Consider the following 8,300-nt stretch of genomic DNA (forward strand, 5'->3'; position numbering starts at 1 on the left):
ACTATCCATTCAACGCCCTTACACCATCTTCCAGTAGTGTTAGTTGCTCAAATCCTTGAGTGGTTGCAATAGGTTTCACGACTGCGATCATCTGTAGCATGCCTTGGTGAACGACTTGCTCTGTAATCTCCGTTCTTGGTGACATGGCAGATTGATAAGCCAACCAGCTCGATGCAATAAGGTGCAGAGAAGTCACCATGGATTTCATCTCATCTTCTGATGCCTTCAACAAGTTCAAATCCACGAATGCGCGCATGATCGCAATTAGGTTTGATTGCAAACGCTCTTGTACCGCCATGTAGTCGTTGTGAAGCTGCTCATCGCGAGACAAAATCTCAGGAAGGTTTGCGTAAAAGAATCGGTATTTCCACATCAAAGTGAAGATAGAGTCCAAGTAGTGTTTAAGTAGAGTTAGGCTCTCTTGTTGACCTTGAATTGGGGTAAATCGCTCTAAAAGCTCAGCAGAATACAGAGTGAAGATATCACGCACAATTTCTTGCTTGTTGCGGAAATGGTAGTAAAGGTTACCTGGGCTGATCTCAATATGCTCAGCGATATGGTTGGTAGTGATACTACGCTCGCCGTGCTCATTAAATAGCTCTAGCGCCGCATAAACGATCTTGTCACGTGTCTTCATTTCTATTTCGAATCCCTATCTGTTTAGAGAGTTAGTATATCGCCCCTAAACCGATAGATCGAGCCGTTAACATCTGGTCGGCGAAGCTCAATTCTTATCCAACTAGTAAGTATCCATCATAGTGATATCGCACTCCCTGACCGCATGCCAAATTTATGAAGTTAATTCAGGTGCTAACAGCCGAGTAACCTTGGTTTGCACTAGCCCGAATTGTTCATTCCTTGCTATACTCGCGATAGTTTTGTATTCAAAAGAGTAGGTAAAATATGATTATCGTAACTGGTGGCGCTGGCATGATTGGCAGCAATATTGTTAAGGCGCTAAACGAAGCAGGCCACAACGATATTCTAGTCGTCGACAACCTCAAAAATGGTAAGAAGTTCAAAAACCTTGTCGACCTAGACATCACGGATTACATGGATCGTGACGATTTCCTAACTCAAGTCATGGCAGGTGATGATTTCGGTCATATCGAAGCGATTTTCCACGAAGGTGCATGCTCTGCAACAACCGAGTGGGATGGCAAGTACATGATGCTTAACAACTACGAGTACTCAAAAGAGCTACTCCATTACTGTGTTGAGCGCGAAATTCCGTTCCTATATGCCTCTTCTGCCGCTACTTACGGTGAAACAGATACTTTCATTGAAGAGAAAGAGTACGAAGGCGCTCTAAACGTATATGGCTACTCTAAGCAGCAGTTCGACAATTATGTTCGTCGCTTGCAAGAAGATGCAGCCGCACATAACGAAAAACTCTCACAAATCACAGGCTTCCGTTACTTCAACGTTTATGGCCCTCGTGAAGACCATAAAGGCAGTATGGCTTCGGTTGCTTTTCATCTAAACAATCAAATGAATGCGGGTGAAAATCCAAAGCTGTTCGCTGGCAGTGAGTCATTTAAACGTGACTTTGTATATGTGGGTGACGTAGCAGCAGTAAACTTGTGGTTCTTAGAAAATGGCGTATCAGGTATTTTCAACCTAGGTACTGGCAATGCCGAATCTTTTGAAGAGGTCGCAAAAGCAGTCATCAAGCACCACGGAAAAGGTGATATTGAGACTATTCCATTCCCAGAACACCTAAAAGGCGCATACCAAGAGTTCACTCAGGCAGATTTAACTAAGCTGCGTGCAACTGGCTGTGATATCGAATTTAAAACAGTTGCTGAAGGTGTTGCAGAATACATGGTGCTGCAGAACAAATAATTGTCCTCTTCTTACAAGATGAAGAGCATTTAATAGCTGAGAGTTTTCAATGACTGAGAAGCGTAACGACTTCGACCCAGATGCCTACAACCCCACCTTCGAGTGGGGCTTTCTTGCTCCAAAACACTGGGGAACATGGTTTGGTATTTTACTGGGAATACCCTTAGTCTTTTTCCCACAAAAAACAAAATACTGGTTGAGCTGTAAACTAGCAAAATATGCGCTTAAAAAGCCAAGTAGAACCATTAACAATGCTTGGATTAACTTCGGTCTCTGTTTCCCAGAAAAAAGTGACGAAGAAAAGGAACAGCTGCTTGAGAAAACGCTAACCACTGCTGTTTCTTTTTTGCTTAACTTTGCTTCTCTGTCGCTACGCAGCCAAAAATGGTTAACCAAAAATACAACCATTCATGGTATCGACAATATTCATGAAACACTGGAACAAGGGCACAAGGCTATCCTATTAGTGCCTCACAGCTGGGGTATTGATATTCCAGCTATCTACCTAGCATCTCAAGGTTTACCTGTTTCTGCGATGGCAAAGAAACAGAAGAACCCGGTGACTGATTGGTTAATGCATAGACAACGAGTGCAATATGGCGGTCGAGTTTATGAACGAGATAACGGCATCAAACCGTTTATCAAATCAGTACGAGAGGGCTATTTGGGGTATTACTTACCTGACCAAGATCACGGTCGTGAACACAGTATTTTCGTCAATTTTTTCAATGTACCAAAAGCGACATTGCCTGGACTTGGTAAGTTATCCAAAGTAAGCCGCGCGAAAATCATTCCGGTCTTCTCTAACTATGACGCTCAAACTGGTCAATTCAGTATCGATGTACTTCCTGCTTGGCAGAATTATCCTTCAAAAAGCGATCATCAAGACACACAGAGAATGAATCAATTTATTGAAGATGCGGTAAGAAAGCGCCCAGAACAGTACATGTGGGTGCTTCGTTTTTTAACCACTCAACCAGATCCTGAAAGTACTTATAACCCTTACGAAGACAGAGAGCTGTGGCTCAAGACGTATACACGATGAAGAAAATTCTGATCATAGGTCCATCTTGGGTGGGCGATATGGTGATGTCACAGTCACTTTACATCACCTTGAAACAACAACATCCTGATGCGGTCATCGATGTGATTGCGCCCGGTTGGTGTAAGCCAATTCTCGAGCGTATGCCAGAGGTCAACCAAGCGATTAATATGCCGATTGGTCATGGTGAATTTAACTTTCTCGGTCGTCGAGCAATTGGTAAAACACTGCGTGAAGCTCAATATGATCAAGCTTTCATTTGTCCTAACTCGGCTAAATCAGCATTGATCCCATGGTTTGCTGGCATTCCAAAACGCACGGGCTGGAAAGGTGAAATGCGATATGGTCTGTTGAATGACCTGCGCCCAAATAAAAAATCATTCCAATATATGGTTGAGCGCTATGTCGCCCTCGCCCACCCTAAAGCAGAAATGATCGACTCGGGTTCTCTGGGTGGGTTAGAGCAATTACCTAGGCCAGCTCTAACTATTTTCAAAGACCAGCAGCTAGCTACCACGGAAAAGTTTCAGCTTACTCTGGATGATGCAATCACTGGCCTTTGTCCAGGAGCCGAGTTTGGGCCTGCTAAAAAATGGCCTGAAACGCATTACGCAGAAGTCGCCACATCGATGAGTAAAGCAGGTAAGCAAGTTTGGTTGTTTGGCTCTCAAAAAGATTTGGAAACGTGTAACAACATTAAGGCTCTTGTTCCTGATGAGCTTCAATCACAAATTCATGTCCTAGCTGGCCAAACAAGCCTAATTGAAGCAGTAGATCTGCTTGGTGCTTGTCAAACTGTGGTTGCAAACGATTCTGGCTTGATGCACGTTGCCGCTGCTGTGGGTTGTAACGTTGTTGCTGTCTACGGCTCAACTTCGCCGAAATACACACCACCACTGGCTGAGAGGGTCGAGATTGTGCATACAGACATTGATTGCCGTCCTTGTTTCCAGCGTGAATGTGAATTCAAGCACTTAAAATGTCTGACGGAGCTATCACCGAAACAAGTCATCAATAGTATCCATAAGTTAGAAGCCATTTCGGTAAGCGCATGTTAATTCGGTTTTTCTACACGCTGATCCTCGCACTTGTCGCTCCTTTGCTTCTATTTGGCTTATACAAAAGTAAGCCAAACAAACCCAAGTTTGGCAAACGCTGGAAAGAGCACTTTGGCATAACACCTAAGCTGACATCAAATCAGCGCCCTATTTGGATTCACGCAGTATCTGTTGGTGAAAGTATCGCAGCTACACCTCTTATCAAAGAGATCAAAAAGCAAAACCCAGAACAGCCGATCATTGTCACTACAACCACCAGTACAGGTGCTGAACAGATTGCGAAGCTCGGTAGTTTAGTTGAACACAGATACATGCCTATTGATTTTGGTTTCGCTGTAAAAGGCTTTCTTAAAGCGATACAACCGAAGAAGATGCTGATCATTGAAACGGAGTTGTGGCCGAACACACTTCATCAAGTTTCTAAGTTTGGTGTACCAATCACAATCGTAAACGCACGGTTGTCTGAAAAGTCTCGAAATAACTACGCAAGATTTCAGCCAGTTTTCAATATTATAGAACCTTATCTAACCAAGATTCTGTGCCAAAGTCAGTCTGACGCGGACCACTTTGAATCACTTGGTGTTGCAAAGAGTAAACTTGCCATTACTGGCTCCATCAAATTCGATATACAAATTGCCGATACAATAAAAGAGAAAGCAAAGGCACTAAGGTCAGAGCTTGGGGAGCACCGTGCAATATGGATCGCAGCTAGCACCCACAAAGGTGAAGACGAGCAGATACTCAATGCACATAAAAACGTACTGGAGATCTATCCGGACGCTTTGCTCATTATAGTCCCGCGCCATCCAGAGCGATTCGATAGCGTTGTCCAGTTATGTCAATCCTCAGGTTTTACAACCACTCGTAGAACGAACGCTGACATTCAATCTTGTGCAAAGTCGCAAGTTTATGTAGGTGATACAATGGGAGAGATGCTGATTCTAATTGGTGCTGCAGATATCTGTTTTATGGGAGGCAGCTTAATTGGTGATAAGGTTGGTGGTCACAATGTACTCGAGCCAGCGGCTTTAGGAATCCCTATCATATCTGGACCAAGTTACTTCAACTTCAAAGAGATCACTGAAAGGCTATTATCAACAGATGGCATAATGATTTGTGAAGGTCATAGCTTAGACTCTAAAGTGATCCAGTTACTCGAAGATAAGCATAGCGCCACCAACATGGCTAACCAAGCCCACTCTGTCTTTAAAAGAAACAAAGGCTCTTTGGAGCGTTCAATTCAGTATGCTGAATTAGGTTAATGAACAAGGTCTTTTATGAACGTATTTCTCGTAACATCCCCATTTCAATACATCTGCGCAAATGAAGCCAGAGATGCCTATCAAACTAAAAATAATCTCCTGGTTTTAGTTCAGCAAAACACAGAGAAAGGTAAACAACACCTCGCTCAGCTTTATGACAAAAGTAAATGGGACCATATTATTGAAGTTGGTCGCTCAAACCGTACCTTTGTTATTCCGCGTGTTCTAAAAGAAGTCAAAAAGCTAGCAAATGGCGAGTCAATCGAGCATTTCTTTTTCTCTGAATATACATCTTGGCGTACTCGTATGTTCCAAAGAAATCTACCTGCTAAAAAGCTGGTATTCATTGACGATGGAATGGGCAACTTATACGAATACTACAAATACATCAAAGACAAAAAATCATTTAGTCGAACTCGCTTTCTACAAGACCTATTGATCCAATTACAGGGATGTAAAAAGATTGGCACAATACCTTATGCTGAGAACTTCGAAATGTTCTCTATTTTCGATATAGAAAATCCAGTGTGTCCTTTAAAGCTCAATACTCTCGACTCGATTAGAAAAAGTATTGGAGCGTCAAACTGCTATGACCCTTCAGCACCCGTTGCATTTATTGGTGAGGGATCTATAGGAGATAAGAACCAACCAAGTGTTGATGCTTATATTTCCAAACTAGAACAAGTCATTGCAAAAAAAAATACCCCTGTGATCTACTTTCCACACAGAACCGAGTCTGAAGAAGTAACCAGTGCCGTTAAAGCATTACCTAATCTCACTTATCATAAAAGTGAGTCACCGATTGAGCTTGAGTTAGCAAATAAAGGCATCAAGATATCTTCAATTACCGGGGTAACGTCTACGGCTTTATACACACTGTCTTTACTTTACAAAGAAGTACCTATCGATGCGCACACTTATGACTCTCATATAGGCAACGATATGGCGACTTTCCTTGTTAATCATTTTGAAAAACGCGCTCAAAACTTTAGTATTTAAGCGCGCCTGTTTTTCTAAGCACTCTCATACCAATGATTTACACTGGCTTTGTTATCTTTAGGTAAGTCATTGGTATCTAGACGAGGCAACAAGAGTGGGCCATCCAACGCCAAATCAGCAACCCGTACTTCGGTGGTAAATGCGACTTTACATCCTTGTTTTTCTAGCTCAACCACAACCTCTTCACTAGAAGAGCCATAAGGATAACAGGCTGTCCAATTTTGCATGTCACAACCAAGCGAGGCTAAAAATTCTTTAGAGCGGGTTAGTTCAATCTCTAAGGATTTTTCATCAAGCTTATTCCACCAATAATGATCATAACCGTGACAACCAACGTGCATTCCGTCTCGAACTAACTGCTCAAGTTGGTATTTATCCATGTACAACTCTCGACAAAACGCAGCTTCATCCATACCCACATAATGAGCAAAAAGCTTATCGGAAACAATATTTCTAAGTTCTTCTGGCAATGCATGCTGAAGCATTCTCTTCACAAAAATCACATCTTGGCAATCAAAGCGATTCGCAACCGCAAACTCCGCGTAGTACTCGTCGAATGACTTTAGATCATAATCGCTTGTATAGCGCTCAACTTCTATCTTAAGAGAGCCAACAAGCTGTTGAATATCGGAGGTAGACGCTAAGATGAAGTGAATTTTGTTCACATCTAGCACTTTGTGTTCAAGCACTGTTTTTGCTGGTACATAAAAAGAACCCTGCATACCCATTTTCTTCAAAATAGGATATACGTGAGTAAAGTGCTCGGAATAAGCATCATCAAAAGTAAGCAACAAAGCTTTCTCTGGTAAAGCTTGATTATGGTATTTTGCTGCTAACACTTGCTCCATCGTCACAACATTATAATGTTTAGCAAAGAACTCGAGTTGTTCAACAAAGAGTTCAAGTTCTAAGCCTTTAATTTCTGGGTACCGCGACTCCGCGATTCGACGAACATAGTGGTACATAACAACGGTTAGTGGCTGAGACATGTTGCTCCTCTACATTATATTTGGTCTGTCTTGATCCGCATCGCCTTTGAATAATACGAACGATTGTTCGCTTTCCTGGCTTTGGCGCGCGAAATAAATAGGAATATTTTTTTGCACAAACGGTTGAAAGTAATCAGGAATAATTAATTCCCCATCCGTATCAACTTGCAAGAAACCAGCATCGACAAGGCTTTCTTCGTCCATACCATATTGCATGATATCTAAATACTCATGCCCTTCCGCAACAAGCAACTCGTGCAAATGCGCTGTAACTCGGCCAATTGAAGACAGGTCACCTTGAATATCCACGACCCGCATAGCACTGGATTCACTCTGAGCAACCACACGAACAACAAGAAAACTCTCTAATTTGTCTTTATTGTAAACCCCGAGAAAACGGTATTCGAACTTAGGGTGCTCCAAGAAACGAGTAGTAAAATATTGTCCGTCTTTCTGTGTTTTATTTGTATATAAGTCACTGTCTGACAATACAGACGCCACTTGGTCTTTCACAATGTCTACCACTTTATACTGGTCATTTTTCTGACCTATAGAGGAAGTAAACGTCTCTGGAACCTTAGCTATACGGTAATCAGAAAGGGTATTATTCAATAGAGCTAGTTGGTTCATTTTCCCCACGGTGAAACCGAGTGTTTCATACATAGGGAAAACAATCTGACTAATACCGATAGAACAAATATTCTTAATCGAGAACTCGCGCTTCAAAAAGTTGAGAAGCCCTAAACCTAAACCGATGTATTTCGGTCCCTCGTTGACTTTCCAGATCGCTAACCAAACTTCTTTCTCTGATTCGAGCTCAGCCGAAAAGTGAGATGTTGGGATAAAGCCGAGCACACCACATATCTCACCGCTTTTGTTGTGTCTAGCCATAACAAAATTGTAATCGCCTGTATCGAGATTTTTATGCTGCCAATCTAGCAATTCTCGAGAGGTTACAAGGATATGATTCTTAGCCCAATGCTCATCAATATACTTAACCAGATCAGCAACCTGATCTTGCTTACAAACTTCAAATGTAAATCTAGCCATTTCAAACTTCCAAAACAACGAAAGCACTTAAAGTGCTTTCGTTTTTATTAAATTG

At 42.1% G+C, this 8,300-nt stretch carries 8 protein-coding genes; 5 read left to right on the forward strand and 3 right to left on the reverse strand.

Features of this window, described 5'->3' with window-relative positions; all coding sequences use genetic code 11:
* Window position 1 precedes the first annotated feature (1 nt).
* On the reverse strand, window positions 2-637 hold the full coding sequence (locus AC6R05_RS02250) for a TetR/AcrR family transcriptional regulator (RefSeq protein ID WP_500646466.1): 636 nt from the start codon (window positions 635-637) through the stop codon (window positions 2-4).
* 266 nt (window positions 638-903) lie between these two features.
* On the opposite strand from AC6R05_RS02250, the gene rfaD reads away from it, so the two are divergent.
* The 5 genes from rfaD to AC6R05_RS02275 are packed head-to-tail and all read left to right on the forward strand — an operon-like array spanning window position 904 to window position 6,206.
* A complete protein-coding gene (gene rfaD / locus AC6R05_RS02255) occupies window positions 904-1,845 on the forward strand; it encodes an ADP-glyceromanno-heptose 6-epimerase (protein WP_500646467.1) in 942 nt (313 codons plus the stop codon).
* Window positions 1,846-1,894: 49 nt separating this feature from the next.
* Entirely contained in the window at window positions 1,895-2,890 is a 996-nt protein-coding gene (lpxM, locus tag AC6R05_RS02260; protein ID WP_500646468.1) for a lauroyl-Kdo(2)-lipid IV(A) myristoyltransferase, read from the forward strand.
* Entirely contained in the window at window positions 2,887-3,945 is a 1,059-nt protein-coding gene (waaF, locus tag AC6R05_RS02265) for a lipopolysaccharide heptosyltransferase II (protein WP_500646469.1), read from the forward strand. Before lpxM ends, waaF begins: the two co-directional genes overlap by 4 nt.
* Window positions 3,939-5,207 carry a lipid IV(A) 3-deoxy-D-manno-octulosonic acid transferase gene (gene waaA / locus AC6R05_RS02270; protein ID WP_500646470.1) on the forward strand — a complete coding sequence of 423 codons (1,269 nt, stop codon included), beginning with the start codon at window positions 3,939-3,941 and terminating at the stop codon, window positions 5,205-5,207. The genes waaF and waaA overlap by 7 nt, the downstream gene beginning before the upstream one ends.
* A 15-nt stretch (window positions 5,208-5,222) precedes the next feature.
* Entirely contained in the window at window positions 5,223-6,206 is a 984-nt protein-coding gene (locus AC6R05_RS02275) for a polysialyltransferase family glycosyltransferase (RefSeq protein ID WP_500646471.1), read from the forward strand.
* 14 nt (window positions 6,207-6,220) lie between these two features.
* Here the strand turns inward: AC6R05_RS02275 and AC6R05_RS02280 are convergent, their stop codons facing one another.
* Entirely contained in the window at window positions 6,221-7,195 is a 975-nt protein-coding gene (locus AC6R05_RS02280) for a polysaccharide deacetylase family protein (RefSeq protein WP_500646472.1), read from the reverse strand.
* Between the two features lie 9 nt (window positions 7,196-7,204).
* Window positions 7,205-8,245, reverse strand: coding sequence for a hypothetical protein (locus AC6R05_RS02285; RefSeq protein ID WP_500646473.1), 1,041 nt, complete (start codon window positions 8,243-8,245; stop codon window positions 7,205-7,207).
* Window positions 8,246-8,300: the final 55 nt, after the last annotated feature.

Source organism: Vibrio sp. R11-SG3-ISO9 (assembly GCF_059834255.1).